Consider the following 17,193-nt stretch of genomic DNA (forward strand, 5'->3'; position numbering starts at 1 on the left):
CAGCGCTAGCCGGGAATTGCGCGCGCGGGCAAACGGCTGAATGAACGCGAGATATTGTTCAGCGCGCGCTCAGCAGGATCGGTCAATTCGATGCGGGATATGCGGCGAGACAGCGCGGTGAACACCGCGGCCAGTTCCATTCGCGCAAGGCCCTGTCCGGCGCAGCCATGCGGACCGTGGCCAAAGCCCAGGTTCTGCTTTTCCCGGCGGGTAATGTCGAACAGGTCCGGCTGGCTGAACTGCCGCTCATCCCGGTTAGCGCTGGCATAAGACACGCACACCCGCGCCCCTGCTGGCACCACGCTTCCGTCCGAAAGCTCGGCATCCTGCGTCGTCACCCGCGCAAAGTTCTGCAGCGGCGTTTCCATGCGGACGATCTCATTCGCCGCCACCATGGCAAGACCGGAATCGGCGCGCAATTTGTCCCATTCGGCAGGATTTTGCGCGAACAGATAGATGCCCGCCGCCATTGCGCTGATCGTGGTTTCAAACGCGGCTACGACATACCCTGCCAGCATACCGATGGCGGTATCGCGCGTTATCTTGCCGTCGCGCGATGCGGCAATCAGCTTTTCGGCAAAGCCACCCGGCTGTACGCGCCCCTCATCATAGATACCAGCCAGCAGGCCCATCATATCCTGCAAACCGCCCAGCCCGGTTTGCATCCGGGCGTTGGCAGGCCCGGCAGCATTCCATGATCCCGATGCCAGTTCCAGCAGCGCCGGCCGCACAGCTTCGGGCCAGCCGATCAGATCCATCACCACGCCAATGGGCAGGTCATGGGCAAAATCCGCCACCCCGTCAAAATGCCCACGTTCTGCAATCCGGTCGGCCAGTGCATCGGCGCGGCGGCTGATGTTGTCGGCCACCGGCTTCAGCGCTGCGGGGCTAAGCGCCTCCATCATCAGCTTGCGCCGCTCGGTATGAATCGGCGGATCCTGGCAGATCAGCGCTTCAGTCCATGCAGTGTTGATCACCGGATTGAAGCCAATCCCCTGCGCCGACGAAAACACCTGCCAATCATTCAACGCCCGTCGCACATCGGCAAACCGGCCGATAAACCAGACGCCGGTCTGCTCAAGCCAAACCGCAGACCCGCTATCGCGCAAATTGCGATAGGCGGGCCACGGGTCTGCCAGCACGGCATCACCGAAAAGGTCGATGCTGCTGGCAGGCACAGTCATGCGATGCCCTGCTTGCCGGGCGACAGGATGTGGTTGGGGTCCAGCGCCTGCTTCAACCGCGCATTCAGATCGCGGTTGGCCTGTCCGTATTGCTGCGCCACAAGGTCCATCGTGTTGACCCCGGTGCGATAGCTGGCCCAGCCACGTTCGCCAAAACGCGTAATCATTTCGCGCATACAATCGTCGGCCTTCTGCTCCTCGACCTTGTCGTCCTTGTCATACAACAGGAAGATCAGATGATGCAGTTCGCGTCCGCCAATGGCGTAGGCGCAATTGTAATCGAAGTTGTAGCGGCCCAGAATTTCCTTGGCCAACGCAGTCTGCTGGCTGGTTTCCGCCCCCTTGGCAGGGGCGACCGGGGCAAAGCATACCATGCCGCCACCGCGCCAGCGCATGATGCCCTTTTCTTCAAGCGTAAGCTGCCCGCTCATCAGGTTCTTGTGGTGTTCAAACCACAGGTTCCCGCCCATCTCCTTTTCGGTCAGCACTTCCCCGCCTGAAGCCTCGAACGCCCCGCGCACAATGGGTTCGACCGCGGCAATGATCTCGTCAGTGCCGTAAAGCGCGAAATAGGTGTTCCACATGCCCAGCCCGTGTTTGTTGGCAAAGGCGCGCACCACGTCATCGGGAATGCTTTCAGGCTTGTCCCACAATTCCTCGCGGCGGTGGAACATGGCAATCTGATAGGCCGCGCCCATCATCAGCACCACGTTGGGGATCAGGTTGTTCATGCGGAACGGGCGCATGGCATCAACGATCTTGGCAACGTCCGTCATTTCGTTGTGCCGCACCATGAACGGCTTGAACGCGGGCGGCTTGGGCATCAGCCAAAAGCCCATCTTGGTCACCACGCCAAAGTTGGACTGGGTAAAGATGCCGTCCAGGTATGGCCCATAGCCCCATTTGAACGCCTGCCAGGTGGTGGAATCCTTGACGCTGCCCATGCCGGTGCGCACCACCGTTCCGTCGGCCAGCACCACTTCCATGCCGCATTGCATGAAGAAGTGATCGCCATAAGGGGTATAGCCCACCCCGCGCTCCAGCGTATTGCCCACTGGCGAAACGATGGGACCAACCGTGGGCACATCCAGCCAGTAGGGCAGGTTATGCTCGGCCAGATAATCGTGCAAATCCTGATAGGTTACGCCCGGTTCCACCAGTGCGGTGCCCAGTTCGGCATCGATTTCGATGATCCGGTTCATGCGCTTCAGATCAAGGATCATCTGCCCGCTGCTAGCGGGCGTTGCACAGCCATAGCCCATGTTCTTGCCGGTGGAGACAGTCCACAGCGGCAGCTTATATTTGTTGGCAACCTTCAGGATCGCCTGCACTTCTTCCACCGATGCCGGAGCCACCGCGCCCGAAGGAACGTGTTCATGGCGCGGATCGGGAATGAAGCTTTTGGCATAGGGCAGCGTGCTTTCAGGATCAGCAAAGACCCATTCGGCACCGACCACCGCGCGCAGTTCCTTCACCGCAGCGGCGAACACGCCCTTGTCCAGATGCGCGGGCAACTGGCGCGGGCCATCCAGCGGCGATGCAAAGGCGCTCGACCCCAGCATGGCCGCGCCCACAGCCCCGGTGCGTATCAGATCACGACGGGAAAATCCGCTCATTGGCCATGCTCCTTCGGATCTGCCTTTGATGTGCTGACCCATTTCGCCAGCGCTTTCAGTTCGGCATCGCTGATTTCCGTCGGGCGGAATGCCGGCATCGCACGCGGCCCGGTCCGGACATATTGCGTGATGATTTCGGGCGGCAAACCCCGTCCACGAATGATCGGTGCAACGTGTTGCCCGTGGCAGTAACCGCATGTTTTGGCATAGATCGCTTCAGGCGCACGGGGCGGTGCGCCCGGCGCCGCCAAGGCAGGATGCGCTATTGCTGAAGCCACAAGGAAACGCCCGGCCCATCGCCGGAACCATGCCAAAGCAGGCATAATCCATCTCTCCCAAACACCGGCCTGTCAGGCCGCCCAAAACATGCCCGATGAAACGGGCTTATCTTTCAGATTGAGGAGATGATGGATTCAACCTTACAAAACGTCAAGTTTAATATTCGAGGGCATTTTCCGGCATAATCGGCGGACGTCGTGCGGGTAATGCCCGCCGCCTATCCCGCATAGAGATAGGCCGTCTTGACCGATGTGAAGAACTCGGCGGCATACCGGCCCTGCTCACGCGCGCCATAGCTGGAACTGCCGCGCCCGCCGAACGGGACGTGGTAATCCACGCCTGCCGTGGGCAGGTTGACCATGACCATCCCGGCCCGGCTGTTGCGGCGGAAATGCGCCGCGTGTTTCAGGCTGGATGTGCAGATGCCCGCCGTCAGGCCAAAGGGCGTATCGTTGGCAAGTGCCAGCGCATGGTCGTAATCCCTCGCCCGGATCACACAGGCCACCGGGCCGAATATCTCGTCACGCGCCAATTCCATGGCGTTATCGGCATCGGTGAACAACGCGGGTGTCATATAGAATCCCGGCGTTTCCCCCGTCACCGGCTCACCGCCGAACACCAGCTTCGCGCCTTCCTCACGTCCCCGCTGGACAAAGCCCAGATTGCTTTCCAGTTGCGCCTCGCTGACGACTGGCCCGATGACCGTATCCGGTGCCAGCGCATGCCCCACCTTCATCGCGCGCAAGCCATCGACAAGTCGGGCCACAAAGCGATCATGCACGCCGTCCGTCACGATAAACCGCTCCGGCGCGGTGCAACGCTGGCCGGTGGAAAGATAAGCCCCGTTCAGCGCCACTGACACCGCCAGATCAAGGTCCGCATCGTCCAGCACGACCAGCGGGTTCTTGCCCCCCATTTCAAGCTGGAACTTCTTCATCGAAGGCCCCGCCACGCAATCGGCGGCAATTCCCCGCCCCACGTTGACTGAGCCGGTAAAGCTGATCGCATCGACGCCGGGGTGCGACACGATGGCATTGCCGACGACCCTGCCCTTGCCGAATACAAGGTTGAACACCCCCGGCGGCAGCCCTGCCCCGTCGATAATCCGCGCCAGCAACAGCGATGTGGCGGGGGCAAGATCGGCAGGCTTGAACACCACCGCGTTGCCATAGGCCAGCGCCGGGGCAATCTTCCATGCAGGGATCGCTATCGGAAAGTTCCACGGCGCAATCACGCCCACAACGCCCACCGGCTCGCGCGTCACCTCCACCTCCACGCCATCGCGGACGGAAGGGAGTTTTTCGCCGGTCAGGCGCAGGCATTCCCCGGCGAAGAAGCTGAAAATCTGGCTGGCCCGGTTCACTTCCGCCAGCGCTTCGGCCAAAGGCTTGCCTTCTTCGCGGGCCAGCACATTGGCGATGCGGTCCGCCTGTGCGGCAATGCCATCGGCCACGCGGCGCAATATGTCATGCCGATGCTGGATATTGCTGCGCGCCCACGCATGGCTGGCCGACAGCGCCGCAGCAACGGCGGCGTCCACTTCGTCCACGCCGCCAATGGGAAACTGCCCCACCACTTCGCGCGTGTCGGACGGGTTGATATCAGGCTGATAGTCCAGACCATCAATCCACGCGCCGCCGATGTAATGCTGACCGTTCATTCCGCTTGCTCCTTGCCATGGGCGCCCAGCATCGGGGACGGACGCGACGGCGATAGTGGTGAGCGCGAAAAGCGGATGGGCAGTCTGACACCGGGGACCGACGATTGCCCCGCCCGCTCCATTTCAAGCTGCATCCCGCGATGCACAATCTGCGGATCGGCAAAACATTCGCCCACCGTGTTGATCGGCCCCGCAGGCACACCTTCGGCCTCCAGCCGCATCAACAGGTCATCGCGCTGCCACTGCCGCGTCGCAGCGGTCACCAGCGCGGTCACTTCATCCCGGTGCGCCACACGCTGGGCATTGGTGGCAAGATGGTCCCCCGGCTCAATCCCCACCACCGCGCAAAACCGCCGGAACTGGGCATCATTGCCCACCGCCAGAATGAACCAGCTGTCCGCCGTGGGAAACGCCGCATAAGGCGCGATATTGGGATGGGCATTGCCTAGCCGCGTGGGCGATGTGCCGCTGACGAAAGCGTTCATCGCCTGATTGGCCAGTGTTCCTGTCATCACATCGAACAGCGCCATGTCGATATGCTGGCCAAGCCCCGTCCGCGCCCGGTCCGCCAACGCAGCCTGTATTGCGATGACCGAATACAGCCCGGTCAGGATATCGGCATAGGCAACGCCGATCTTCTGCGGCGGCCCACCGGGTTCGCCGGTCAGGTCCATGATCCCGCTCATCCCCTGCACGATGAAGTCATACCCGGCGCGCGGGGCATAGGGTCCATCCTGCCCGAAGCCGGTGATGGAACAATAGACCAGTCGGGGGTTAAGCGCCGAAAGCGCGGCATAATCCAACCCATAGCGGGCAAGGCTGCCAACCTTGAAATTCTCGATCACCACATCGGCTTCGGCCACCAGATCACGCGCCGCCTGCTGCCCCGCATCGGTTGCAAAATCGATCACGACTGATGACTTGCCCCGGTTGGTCGCGTGGAAATAGGCCGCGTCGCGGGTGCCATCGGCATTGTCGACAAACGGCGGCCCCCACTGGCGCGTGTCATCTCCGGCGGGACTTTCCACCTTCATCACCGCTGCGCCCAGATCGGCAAGGATCTGGCCAGCCCACGGGCCAGCCAGAATCCGCGCGAATTCCACTACCCTGACGCCATGGAGCGGGGGCAGCGCCATCAGAATGCCGCCAGTCCGGTGATCGCCCGGCCAAGGATCAGCGCGTGAACGTCGTGCGTGCCTTCATATGTGTTCACCGTTTCAAGGTTCACCATATGGCGGATCACCTGATATTCCAGCGAAATGCCGTTGCCGCCGTGCATATCACGCGACGCGCGGGCGATATCCAGCGCCTTGCCGCAATTGTTGCGCTTTACCAGGCTGACGATTTCCGGCGCAAAGCGGCCTTCGTCCAGTATCCGACCAACCCGCAGCGACGCATGAAGGCCAAGGGTGATTTCGGTCAGCATGTCAGCCAGCTTCTTTTGGTAAAGCTGGGTTCCGGCCAGCGGCCTGCCAAACTGCTTGCGATCAAGACCGTATTGCCGCGCGGCAGCAAAGCAGAACTCCGCCGCGCCCATCGCCCCCCACGAAATGCCGTAACGCGCACGGTTCAGGCATCCGAACGGTCCTTTCAACCCTTCGACGCCCGGCAGCAGCGCGTCTTCGGGCACGATCACATCGTCAAGGTTAATCATGCCCGTGATCGACGCGCGCAGCGACAGCTTGCCTTCGATCTTGGGTGCGGACAGGCCCTTCATGCCCTTTTCCAGAATGAAGCCCCGGATCGCGCCGCCATGCGCATCAGACTTTGCCCAGACCACGAAGACATCGGCAATGGGCGCGTTGCTGATCCACGTCTTGTTACCGTTCAGCCGATAGCCGCCCTCGATCTTTTCAGCCCGCGTGCGCATCCCGCCGGGGTCCGATCCTGCGTCAGGCTCGGTCAGCCCGAAACAACCGATCAGCTCGCCGCTTGCCAGCCCCGGAAGATACTTTTCGGCCTGTTCTTCAGACCCATAGGCAAAGATCGGATACATCACCAAGCTGGACTGCACCGACATCATCGAACGATAGCCGGAATCCACCCGCTCAATCTCGCGCGCGACAAGGCCATAGGACACATAGCTGGAATTGGCGCAGCCATAGCGTTCGGGCAGGGTCAGCCCCAACAGGCCCTGCGCGCCCATTTCACGGAAGATTTCAGGATCGGTATATTCGCGTTCGAACGCATCGGTTACCCGGGGCTGCAACCGGTCCTGCGCGAACGTCCGGGCCGAAGCGGCGATCATCCGCTCCTCATCCGTCAGCGCGCCATCCAGCCCCAGCGCATCTTCCCAATCGAAACGAACGATATCAGCCATGCGCACTCTCCCATGTTTGGCTCCAACTTCTGGAAGATCATGCAGCCGTGCCGATCATTCTGAAACGGCATATTGTTGAAGTTTTAATCGCAATATGGAATTATACACCCATGCTTGAACCCGCCCATGCTTGAACCCGCCCATGCTTGAACCCGATTGCCTTGAAGCCTTCGTGGCAGTTGTGGAAGAACAGCACTTCGTTGCGGCGGCAGACCGGCTGGGCTGTACGCAATCGGTGGTGAGCAAACGCCTGATGCGGCTGGAGGACCAGTTGGGCGGCAGGCTGCTGCATCGCGGCCAGCGCAGCCGTATTACCCTGACGCCGGAAGGGCAGGCGTTTCTGCCACTGGCGCGCCGCTTGCTGGATGATCTGCGCGCCACCGAACGTCAGGGAAAACAAATCCTTCAAGGCGAAACCAGACCACTGCGTCTGGGCTTTGTATTTTCGGCCATGATGACCGGGCTGATGCAGAGGCTGGTCAGCTACCTGCGCCACGCGCTGCCGGGGGTTGAAATCATGGCCGAAGCCATGGAAACGCCCGAACAATTGGTGGCAATCGGCAATGGCCGGATCGACCTGGGCTTCATCCGCCCGCGCCCCAGCTATCCCGAAGGGGCCATTGCCCATCCCATCCACCGAGAACCAGTGCTGCTGGCGGTTTCCCGCGACAGTCCGCTTGCCCGCAATACTGCGCTAAACTGCGCTGAACTGCACGCATCGCGTTTCATCATACCGCAGTTTCACGAACAGGTCGGCCTGATGGCGGTGATCGAAGCCATCGCGCAGATCGGCGGATTTCCCCAGCCCGGCGTCATTCCCACTGCAGACTTCATCACCAGCATCGGCCTTGCCGGGGCTGGTATGGGCGTAGCCCCGGTGCCGGCGTCGCTTGCCGCCGTGCGCCTGCCCGAAATCGCCTATCTTTCCATCCTTGATTACAGTGCCGAACTGGATCTGGTGCTGGTCGAATCCTCCACGCTACGCCCTGCCATAAAAGTGGCTGTGCGAAACTGGCGGGAACAGGCCCTGTGCCTGCCCCGCCCTGACCCTTCCGTCTACTGCTGACCGGACTTAATCACCTTCTCAAAATAGGGCGCGGGTGCCACTGTCACCCGGATTTCGCGCAAGTTGTGCGCCTCAACCGTGCGCCGCTTGCTGCCCGGTTCGCCCCACAGCAGGGTCAGCTGTGTACCCGGCGCACTGGGGCTACATTGCCGCCTTGTGCCCAATGAATTCGCGGTTGGGATCATCAGCCAGCATCCCATATCCCACCTCGACAGGATCGACGTAGTAGTCACTGATCCGGTCAGACTGGAACGACCCGCCCGGTGAGGCCACGCTTTCAAGATAATACTGGTCCAACCATTCGCGCTCGCCACCGGCATCGGCAAGATCTACGCCGTCGCGCGGTGAAGACCTGATGCTCGACACCATGGGCGCCAAGGCCCCGCTTGCCGCCATGAAGGACGCGATGATGGGCGTCCGGCGCGGCGGGCGCGTCGTCAACATCGGTGGCGCGGCGGGCGATCTTGCGGTCGATGTCAAATGGTGGATGGACGAACAGATGGAACTGATCGGCTCGGTTTGGTTCACCGCCGCCGAAGGCATCGAAATGGCCGGACTGATCGCCAACGGCGCGGTCGACCTGTCGGTGCTAGAACCAAAAATGTGGCCGCTGGAATCCATCAACGAAGCCATCAACGGGGTCACCTCTGGCGACGGCGGCTTCACCAACTATCTGGTCACCATCTGATGTGACGCCTACCCCCGCGCCAGCATGATATTATGCTGCTGTTGCAGGGGTTTAGCGGCGCTTAGAGGACGTTAGGTGCTTTTAGGTGCCGTTCGGGTTTGGTGCCCGCAACTGCGCAATCGCGGTCTGCACATGGCGCAGGGCATCAATATCCGGGTCGATAAGCGATTGTAATTGCAGGCCATCGGCCAGCGCGATCAGCAGCCGCGCTTCAACATCGGGGTCAATCGTCTTTGCGATGGTCCCCTCCTCCTGCTCCCGCCGGATCGCCGACGCCAGACTCTCACGTACCCGGTCAAAACGCAGACGAATAAATTCGTGCGCGGGGTGCGCAGGCTCGACCGCTTCAGCGGCAAAGGCCAGATAGAGGTGCATCACCCCCCGCTGCGATACGTTCTTGGCAACGGCATCAGCATAAGTATCCAGCCCGAATTCGCCGTCTCTTTTCGCGACCATTCCTTCGTCCCAGCGGACGATCACGGCCTGCATCAGGTCTTCACGGCTTTCAAAATAATACAGGATATGAGCGGGTTCCACCCCAAGAGCCTGTCCGATGGCGCGCAGCGGTGGGTTGCGCAGCTCGCCCTTGGCCAAGGCATTCATCAGCCCGACAAGGATCTCCTCGCGCTTGGCCGCTCCCTTGGAATAGCCCGGCGATTTGCCGTCCCGCTTCCGCCCGCGACCAGATGAAACTTTGCTCTGGTGCATTTTTTTAATTCCGTTAAATATTATGCGACATGCGTAAGGGCCATAACATGAAGGGACAGGAATGAAGCTGGAAACTTTCGACAACACAGGCTTTTCCAACCTGTTTGACGGACAAAGCCTGAAAGGCTGGCACGCCGAACCGCGGGTTTACGGATCGCTTTATCCCGGTGGTCCGGGGCTGGACGCGCTGTTCGCGCGGCATGGCATCACTCCGCCGGTCGAACCGGAAAAGCACCCCGCCGTGTGGCATGTCGAAGACGGCATGATCGTGGGGCAGCAGGGCACGCCGGGCTATGGCGGCTATCTGGTCAGCGATGAAGCGTTTGGCGATTTCGAACTGGTGCTGGATGCGCGGCCTGACTGGCCTGCCGACACCGGCATCATGCTGCGCCGCAAATTTCAGGACTGGACCGGGTTTCAGGTGCTGATCGATCACCGCAAATCCGGCGGCATCGGCGGCTTTTTCGGCAATGGACTGGCCAGCTTTTCCGCCGTCCCCTTTGCCGTGCGCGCCCGCCGCGATGCCGATGGCACGGTGATCGGGATCGAGGCGGATGATCCCGCAACATCGATGGAACCAGTCACGCCTGAAAAGATCAAGCGGCTGTCCTATGCCGGTTCTGTCGAGGATTTTCTGGCGGTGTGGAAGTGGGCCGACTGGAACGAAGTGCGCATCCGCTGCGTCGGCGCGCTGCCCGTCATCACCACATGGGTCAACGGGCTGAAGATTGCCGAAATCGACACCGCAAAGATCGACGTGCCCGATTACGATCCGCAGGGCGTGCTCGATTATTTGGGACCGCGCGGCCACATCGCGCTGGAAGTGCATGATAACGATGCCTTCTTTGGCGATTCCCGGTGGGGACCGGGCGCGCAGTGCCGCTGGCGCAATATCCGCATCAAACCGCTTTCCTGACCCTTCCCGAATTACGAACGGACTTATCCATCATGCCGCAACTTGCCGTTTCCAGCTTCAGCCTGCACAGCGTTCTAGGTCCGATTTCCATCGAACGCCGCGACGATGAAGGCACCCTGCACAAGCACTCCTTCGACTTTCCGCGCCACCACACCATGGAAGAATTTGCCGCCGCCGCCCGTGAAAAGATTGGCGTGAGCGCGGTGGAACTGTGCCAAATTCAGTTCGATGCCCACGACGACGCGCGGATCGAAACCCTGCGCGCAGGGCTGGATGCAGCAGGCGTCAAACTGCTGACGGTACCCATCGATCTGGGCGATTTCGGCGGGCTGAACCCGCAATGGCGGGCAGAGGACGAAGCCCGCACAGTGGAATGGTTCCGCATTGCCGCCAGGCTGGGCGCGCGCTTTGTCCGCGTAAACGCCGGTTCGCCGGGATCGACACTGGCCGAAGAAGCGCGTCCGGCGCTGGTTGAAAGCCTGCAACGGTTGAGCGATGCGGCGCGTGAACTGGGCCTGACGCTGTTGATTGAAAACCACGGTGGCAGCAGTTCCGACCCGACATTCATCACCGCGCTGCTCAACGACGTGGGTGCTGACAGACTTGGCCTGCTGCTGGACCTCGGCAATTTCGAACCGCTGGTATCGCTGTCGCACGCCCGCTTTGCCAACCCGGATGCCGACGATGCGGGGCTGGATTTCGAACCGCTTTATGCCCGCATTGCCGCGCTGGCCCCATATGCGAAACTGGTTCACGCAAAGTCGGTCGATCCGGCGCGGGACGGCACACCTCTGCCCGATCTTTCGCGCGCGCTGTCGATCGTCGCCGATGCAGGGTATACAGGCGATATCAGCATCGAATGGGAAGGCCGCAAAGGTGATCCCTGGCAAAAAACCGCCGAAGTGGCCGCACAAGTGCGCGCCGTGTTCCCCCACCTTTTGTAAAGGATAAGCCCATGATGCATCAGGTCTATTTCTGGTTAGCCCATCCGGGAATCTAGAGAGACCGGATGCATCTGATCGAAGGACTGCGCACGCTTGGCAAGATTGAGGGGGTGCTGTCGTTACAGGTCGGCCCCCCCTCGCCCGAGGTCACGCGCGACGTGGTGGACGCATCATGGGACGTGAGCGAAACTATGCACTTCACAGGACTTGCCGAACAGGTGGCCTATCCGGTGCACACCGCCCATCTGGCATTCGTCGAGGAACGCGGCCACTTGTGGAGCAGGGTTCTGGTTTACGACAGCGTTCCTGTGTAGACGCGGGCGGTGCGACAGCCATAGTGCAGCATTCGCACCGTCGCATCCGAACCAAGACTGTGGCCTCCTGCCAAATTCAACGCACCTTGCGGATTGGCAGAATGACCGCAGCGCCGATCAGCGCCACCAACCCTGCGAACACGAACAGCGCCGGGTAATTCCCGCCCGACAACCCGCCAATCGTAAGGCCCAATAGCAGCGGGGCAATCGTGGGCGCCAGTGACTGTGGCAGGGAATTTGCAATTTGCAGCACGGCCATATCGCGCGCGGCATTGTCGCGGTTTGGCAGCACTTCCACACAAAGCGCAATATCAACCGCGTAATACATACCCTGCCCGACGCTGACGAGCGCCGCCGCAGCAAGGAAGCCATCAAAACTGGTGGCCGTCGCCATGGCGATCAACCCCACCGACAGCAATACCGCCGCCCCGCAGACAAAGGGTTTACGCCGCCCCACCCTGTCAGACAGCCACCCGCCAAAACAGGACACCACGAAGGTCAGCGTGCCCATCATGCCGGTGGACAAAACCATGAAGCGGGCTACCTGATCGGCAGGAACATGCAGGTAATCGGTCAAGTAATAGACCTGATAGGTCAACGCGAAAGCCGATCCCAGCAGGACAAGGAAGCGACTGGCAAAGGCCAACGCGAAATCGCGGTGGCGTAGCGAAGCAATGCCGACAGAGGCGAACAGTTTGCCCAGTGTCACCCGTTCCATACGCCGTGGAACAGCGGGACTGTCAGGCACCACCCACAGAAACAGCGCCACCGCCAGCGGGCTTGCCAGCCATGGCACAAGGAACATCGCCAGCGACGAACCATGGGTGAACTGCGTCAGGAACACGCCTGTAACCATAGCCGCCGTCATCGACGCGCCCAAGAGGGCCGACATCAGGCCGTGCTGTCCTTCAGGCACGATATCGCTCATCACCGCGTTCAAAGCGGCCTGTGCGGCGTTCGATCCGATCTGGCAGACCAGCCAGCCAAGGCCGAACATCAGCGGATCACTGGCCAGCGCCATGATCGAAAGGCCAACCAGCAACGAGGCCGCGCCTGCGATGATCCACGGTTTGCGCCGCCCCATGCGGGCCGTGGTGCGATCTGATATGGCGCCCCAGATCGGTGCCGAAATCATCGCCGTGGCTGCACCCAGCCCCAGAATAAGGCCAAGCCATTTGGCCTTGCCCTCTGGTCCGGCAATCACGCTGATTTTTAGGGCAATGGTGATGATGACCGGCGTCAGCAGCGCAAGCCACGCGGCGAACTGCGCAAACCAATAGGCCAGCATCACTTTCCAATCGAGCCGACCGTGTTGATCCATGGTTGCTGCGCTCGTCATATTTTTCCTCTCCCCCTTCCCTGTCGATCAGGGAGCGCCCAGCAGATTGTGCACTGTGGCCATGTCTTCGATCAGGGCGCGCATTACTGCGCTGCCAGTGGGCTCCTGATCTGCCAGCAGAGCTCGCAGGCCATGGCGATGCCCGCCTTCGTGCATGGCAGGCAGGCAGCGCAGACCCGATGCATCGGCCAGACTGACCTGTGCCGGGCGCGCTTCGGCCCCGCCATGCCAGACAAGCCGGGCCGTGGCATCGGCGGCATGGGCGGTAAGGCTGGCACAGGGGACATCGTGCCCCTGCACACCAGTCAAGCGCAGGCGAACTTCCGCCCCTGCCATCTGCGCCTGTCCATCAATCAGGAATGCGCTATCGGTCACCGCAAGCGCTTTGAGATGCAGGTTTGTAGCCCCGCAGGCGCGCAGCAGGCGAATGTGTCGAAGCAGTACCGGGGGCGCCCCTTGCGGATCACGCCCGTCCAGCACCAGTTCGCCAAAGCCGCGCGTCAGCACATCGCGCAAGCCGACAAGGGCGGGATTGCTCGCCAGCGCTTCCAGCACGGCGCAGTCTGCGCCCGCCGCGTCAATGGCAGCGACAAGCGCTGTGGTTGCGCCAAGATGGGTCAGGCAGGGTTCGACCAGCGCTATACTTTGCGCATCTGCCGCCAGCAGCGATGCCACGGTTTGCGGCCAATCGTCACGGCCATCAACCATCGCAAGCTGCGCGGCAGCGGCATGTTCCGTGCAGCGCAGAGAGCGGGGCAACGATGCCACCAGGCCTTGCGCCCATCCCTGTTGCGAACTGACCAGCGCCACGGCCAGCGATGTTTCGGTTGCCGTCATTATGCCGTCACTCCATCAATTAGCGCAGCGGCCTGTTCGGCAATGGCGTGGGCAAAGCGGAAGTCTGCCGCAGCCGTCCGTGGATCGGGCAAGGCGCGTGTTCCATCCAGCATGGCGGCAACGGCAAGCCATTGGCCAATATAACCATTCTGACCGGAAGACGGATGCGTTTGCGCCCCATTGGGACCGTGCCATGTCATCGCGCCCGATCCTGCCATGACGAACGATGGCGTGAAATCGAGCGCCAGGCGCCCTTGCGGCCCTACCGCTTCCAGCGTCCAGTGGGTTTGCCAATGGCCGTGCAGCATACCGGACAGATCGACCACTACGTCTCCCACCTGCACGCTGACCGCATAGCCGAACGGCTGCCGCAAACGCGCGGCCAGCACACGAGGGGCATGGCCTTCAGGCAGAAGCCGTCGCAGCAGTGGCAGATCGTGGATCGCCAGTTCCAGTATCGAAAGGCGGATCAACTGGGCGGGCGTCATGGCGCCCGCCCCTCCAGCAGCCGCGCCATCACCTGCCGGGGAAGCGACAGGGGCTAGCGGCTGTGTGGACCACTCTTCAAAGCGGGCATTTGGCGGCAGGATGATGCTAGACCGGACCAGTGAAGGCGTAAACGCCGCGTCCGCCAGCACATCCTGCGCGGCAAGCCACGCCGGATCATGACTGTGCATTGCCCCCACCAGCAGGGCCGTGCCGCTGGCCTGCGCCTGATGCGCGATGGCATCGGCCTCTTCCGGTGTGGCGCATAGCGGCTTTTCCACCAGCACGGCCTTTTTGCCCGCGCGCATGGCGGCCAGCGCCTGCGCGGCGTGGAACCGCGCAGGGCTGGCAATCACCACCACGTCAACGGCGGGATCATCAAGCAGATCATCGGCTGTTTGCGCAGGTCGTGCGCCCAGCCACCCGGCGGCGTCTGCCGTGCGGGCGGGATCGGGATCCCACACGCACCGTACCGCAAACCGGGGGGCCAGTTCTGCCAGCATTCGCGCATGGATGGCCTGAAACGCCAATCCCGTGCCCAGAATGCCAACGCCGATGATCGTCATCCCGCCTCTCCTGCTCAGAACTTCATACCGGCGCGCACCCCGAACTGGCGCGGATCGGCAAAGGTCACGTTACCAAAGAACCCGGCGGTCGCTGCCGTGACGGTAATCTCGTTTTCGAGATTGCGCACGAATACGCCCACGGAATAGCGGTTCTCTGGCGCTTCATACGTCAACGACAAGTCGGTCTTGGTGAAGGCCGGTTGATAGAAGTAGGCGTAGTTGCCCTTGTCGGTGATTTCATAACGGCTGCTGAAACGGGTCAGCGCCGAAGCCACCAGACTGCCTTCACCCAGCGGCAGGCGATAATCGGCCCCTGCTGTCCAGGTCCACTTAGGGCTGCGTTCCAGCGGGCGGCCAGAAAAGTCGATGTTGGGCGTGGGCTTGAAGCTGGAGTAGTGCGCGTCGAGATAGTTCACGCCCAGATGCACGCTCAACCGGTCGCTGGAGCGGAAATCGGCTTCAAGTTCCACACCATCAACCTTGGCCGAAGCGGCGTTGCGCGTGACGGTGCACGGCAGATCGCCATTGGGACCGCAGATGTTGATGACCTGCGTAAGCTGCAGGCCTGCGTAGTCATAGTGGAAAAGGGTGCCGTTCAGGCGGAACTGCGGGCCGAACTTGAACTTGAAGCCCGCTTCATAGGCCGTCAGCGTTTCGGGGTTGTAGTAGAGCGCTTCAGCGGTCTGGCTGCAACCAGGACCGGTGCCGACTTCGCAGCCATCGTTGAAGCCGCCTGCCTTGTAACCGGTGGACACCGAGGCGAAGACAAGGCCCAGCGGGCTGTCATAGTCGATGCCTGCGCGCCATGTGGTCTTGTTGAACGTGCGCTTTGCCCCGGTCACTTCCAGCGTGGTGCGATCGATGAACTGGCCAAGGTTGTAGGCATTGACGATCGACGTGTAACGATCAACCGCCGTGGAGCCGTAGCGCGATTTGGTATCGCTGGAATAGCGGACACCGGCTGTCAGTTTCAGCCCATCGGTGATTTCATAGGTGGCCTGACCGAACGCGGACTTGTTTTCCGATTCCGTGGGGTTGCGCAGGAACTGGAACGCCGTGTTCGGGCCAAGCAGATTGTAGAGCGACAACAGGATGTCAGAGCGCTCCTTGAAGAAATATCCGCCGACCTGAAGTTGCAGCGGGCCATCGCCGGTCAGCGCAAGACGCAGTTCGTGCGAGGTCTGCCAGTAGTCACCGGGGAACGCCGCCATGACAAGGCCATTGGCATAGTTGATGACTTCGCGACGGTTGAACTCGCGGTAGGAGCCAAGATAGGTCAGCACGGCGGGGCCGAAATCATAATTGACCTCGCCCATGATGCCTTTGTCATCATTGTTGCGGCGGGTAGGCTGGGCCAGCGCATTGGTCAGCGTGCGATAATCCCGGCTGCTGCGATCCAGAAAGACCGGAGCATCGAAAGTGGCGCGTTCGCCGGTGACAATGTTGGAATAGAAGTTGGTCGGCGGAACCGAATTGTCGGTCTTGCCCTTCACCTTGCTGTAATCGCCCGCGACATAGATGGAGAGCGCGTCGGTCGGCTCCCACAGCAGCGAAAGGCGGGCCGAAATGTTGTCCTTGAACGGGTCAATCGACACGCCATCGCCGGGATTGCCATCCACCACGAAGTTATCGCGGCGGTCGACGTTGACGGCTGCGCGCACGGCAAAGTTTGAACCGACCGGCACATTGAGAACGCCAGTGACGTTCAGGTTATCGTAGCTGGCATACATCGCCTCCAGCGAACCGCTGAACTGCATCTTGGGCCGCGCGGCCAGAACATTGACCACGCCTGCGGTGGAGTTGCGGCCATAAAGGGTGCCCTGCGGCCCGCGCAGCACTTCGACGCGCTCGATATCGAAGAAGCTGACTTCCTGCGCCTGCGGACGAGCGATGTAGATGCCGTTGAGCATGAACGCGGCAGACGGATCGCCCTTTTCCGTGTTGTCGGCCGAACTGACGCCGCGAATGGTGATCTGCAAGCCGTTGTCGCGGGTGATCGCGATGTTGGGAACCACCGCATCCAGTTGCGTCGGATTGGTAATGCCGCCCTTGGTAAGTTCAGCGCCGCCAACTGCCGTCATGGCAATCGGCGTTTTTGACAGCAGCGATTCCGTGCGATTTGCCGTGACGATGATTTCGCCCGGCGCCAGCTCAGCCTGCGGCGCAGCCTGATCTTCTGCGCCATGGGCCGTCCCGGTCATTGCTGTGGCCAGTGCCGCCATTGCCGTAAAGCGCAGCAGCGCGCTGGTACGGTTGATACCTTTCATCAT

Annotated in this window: 17 protein-coding genes; 5 read left to right on the top strand and 12 right to left on the bottom strand. The window is 61.5% G+C overall.

The window, feature by feature from the left end:
* Window positions 1-5: 5 nt before the first annotated feature.
* From OVA07_RS13695 to OVA07_RS13720, 6 genes are all read right to left on the bottom strand, one after another.
* The gene (locus OVA07_RS13695) at window positions 6-1,184 is read right to left on the bottom strand and encodes a cytochrome P450 (RefSeq protein WP_268172017.1); all 1,179 of its coding nucleotides are present in this window, start codon (window positions 1,182-1,184) and stop codon (window positions 6-8) included.
* Entirely contained in the window at window positions 1,181-2,800 is a 1,620-nt protein-coding gene (locus OVA07_RS13700) for an FAD-binding oxidoreductase (protein ID WP_268172018.1), read from the bottom strand. The genes OVA07_RS13695 and OVA07_RS13700 overlap by 4 nt, the downstream gene beginning before the upstream one ends.
* Complete coding sequence (locus OVA07_RS13705) at window positions 2,797-3,078, bottom strand: c-type cytochrome (RefSeq protein WP_268172019.1); 282 nt, start codon at window positions 3,076-3,078, stop codon at window positions 2,797-2,799. Before OVA07_RS13705 ends, OVA07_RS13700 begins: the two co-directional genes overlap by 4 nt.
* Window positions 3,079-3,296: 218 nt before the next feature.
* The gene (locus tag OVA07_RS13710) at window positions 3,297-4,739 is read right to left on the bottom strand and encodes an aldehyde dehydrogenase family protein (protein WP_268172020.1); all 1,443 of its coding nucleotides are present in this window, start codon (window positions 4,737-4,739) and stop codon (window positions 3,297-3,299) included.
* The gene (locus OVA07_RS13715; protein WP_268172021.1) at window positions 4,736-5,875 is read right to left on the bottom strand and encodes a CaiB/BaiF CoA transferase family protein; all 1,140 of its coding nucleotides are present in this window, start codon (window positions 5,873-5,875) and stop codon (window positions 4,736-4,738) included. Before OVA07_RS13715 ends, OVA07_RS13710 begins: the two co-directional genes overlap by 4 nt.
* Window positions 5,875-7,059 (bottom strand): acyl-CoA dehydrogenase, encoded by a 1,185-nt coding sequence (locus OVA07_RS13720; RefSeq protein WP_268172022.1) that lies wholly within the window; start codon window positions 7,057-7,059, stop codon window positions 5,875-5,877. The genes OVA07_RS13715 and OVA07_RS13720 overlap by 1 nt, the downstream gene beginning before the upstream one ends.
* A 142-nt stretch (window positions 7,060-7,201) precedes the next feature.
* Here OVA07_RS13720 and OVA07_RS13725 point away from each other — a divergent pair, with 142 nt between their 5' ends.
* Window positions 7,202-8,125, top strand: a complete 924-nt coding sequence (locus OVA07_RS13725) for a LysR family transcriptional regulator (RefSeq protein WP_268172023.1) — start codon at window positions 7,202-7,204, stop codon at window positions 8,123-8,125.
* Window positions 8,126-8,266: 141 nt separating this feature from the next.
* Here OVA07_RS13725 and OVA07_RS13730 read toward each other — a convergent pair whose 3' ends face one another.
* Window positions 8,267-8,494 carry a hypothetical protein gene (locus OVA07_RS13730; RefSeq protein WP_268172024.1) on the bottom strand — a complete coding sequence of 76 codons (228 nt, stop codon included), beginning with the start codon at window positions 8,492-8,494 and terminating at the stop codon, window positions 8,267-8,269.
* Between OVA07_RS13730 and OVA07_RS13735 the strand changes: the two genes are divergently transcribed.
* Window positions 8,481-8,813: a hypothetical protein gene (locus OVA07_RS13735; protein ID WP_268172025.1), complete on the top strand. Its 333-nt coding sequence runs from the start codon at window positions 8,481-8,483 to the stop codon at window positions 8,811-8,813. The two genes, OVA07_RS13730 and OVA07_RS13735, sit on opposite strands and share 14 nt — an antisense overlap.
* Window positions 8,814-8,894: 81 nt before the next feature.
* Here OVA07_RS13735 and OVA07_RS13740 read toward each other — a convergent pair whose 3' ends face one another.
* Window positions 8,895-9,620, bottom strand: coding sequence for a TetR family transcriptional regulator C-terminal domain-containing protein (locus OVA07_RS13740; protein ID WP_268172026.1), 726 nt, complete (start codon window positions 9,618-9,620; stop codon window positions 8,895-8,897).
* On the opposite strand from OVA07_RS13740, the gene OVA07_RS13745 reads away from it, so the two are divergent.
* The 3 genes from OVA07_RS13745 (at window position 9,583) to OVA07_RS13755 (ending at window position 11,695) form a co-directional block, all read left to right on the top strand.
* Window positions 9,583-10,437 (top strand): 3-keto-disaccharide hydrolase, encoded by an 855-nt coding sequence (locus OVA07_RS13745; RefSeq protein WP_268172027.1) that lies wholly within the window; start codon window positions 9,583-9,585, stop codon window positions 10,435-10,437. The two genes, OVA07_RS13740 and OVA07_RS13745, sit on opposite strands and share 38 nt — an antisense overlap.
* Window positions 10,438-10,469: 32 nt before the next feature.
* The gene (locus OVA07_RS13750) at window positions 10,470-11,381 is read left to right on the top strand and encodes a sugar phosphate isomerase/epimerase family protein (RefSeq protein ID WP_268172028.1); all 912 of its coding nucleotides are present in this window, start codon (window positions 10,470-10,472) and stop codon (window positions 11,379-11,381) included.
* 65 nt (window positions 11,382-11,446) lie between these two features.
* On the top strand, window positions 11,447-11,695 hold the full coding sequence (locus tag OVA07_RS13755; protein ID WP_268172029.1) for a Dabb family protein: 249 nt from the start codon (window positions 11,447-11,449) through the stop codon (window positions 11,693-11,695).
* Between the two features lie 76 nt (window positions 11,696-11,771).
* Here OVA07_RS13755 and OVA07_RS13760 read toward each other — a convergent pair whose 3' ends face one another.
* From OVA07_RS13760 to OVA07_RS13775, 4 genes are read right to left on the bottom strand one after another with little or no spacing between them, the layout of a single operon-like run.
* Complete coding sequence (locus OVA07_RS13760) at window positions 11,772-13,034, bottom strand: MFS transporter (protein ID WP_268172030.1); 1,263 nt, start codon at window positions 13,032-13,034, stop codon at window positions 11,772-11,774.
* A gap of 27 nt (window positions 13,035-13,061) precedes the next feature.
* Window positions 13,062-13,871 carry a hypothetical protein gene (locus OVA07_RS13765; RefSeq protein ID WP_268172031.1) on the bottom strand — a complete coding sequence of 270 codons (810 nt, stop codon included), beginning with the start codon at window positions 13,869-13,871 and terminating at the stop codon, window positions 13,062-13,064.
* Entirely contained in the window at window positions 13,871-14,923 is a 1,053-nt protein-coding gene (locus tag OVA07_RS13770; protein WP_268172032.1) for a Gfo/Idh/MocA family protein, read from the bottom strand. The genes OVA07_RS13765 and OVA07_RS13770 overlap by 1 nt, the downstream gene beginning before the upstream one ends.
* Before the next feature lie 14 nt (window positions 14,924-14,937).
* Complete coding sequence (locus OVA07_RS13775; protein WP_268172033.1) at window positions 14,938-17,193, bottom strand: TonB-dependent receptor; 2,256 nt, start codon at window positions 17,191-17,193, stop codon at window positions 14,938-14,940.

The organism is Novosphingobium sp. SL115 (genome assembly GCF_026672515.1).
GTDB lineage: Bacteria > Pseudomonadota > Alphaproteobacteria > Sphingomonadales > Sphingomonadaceae > Novosphingobium.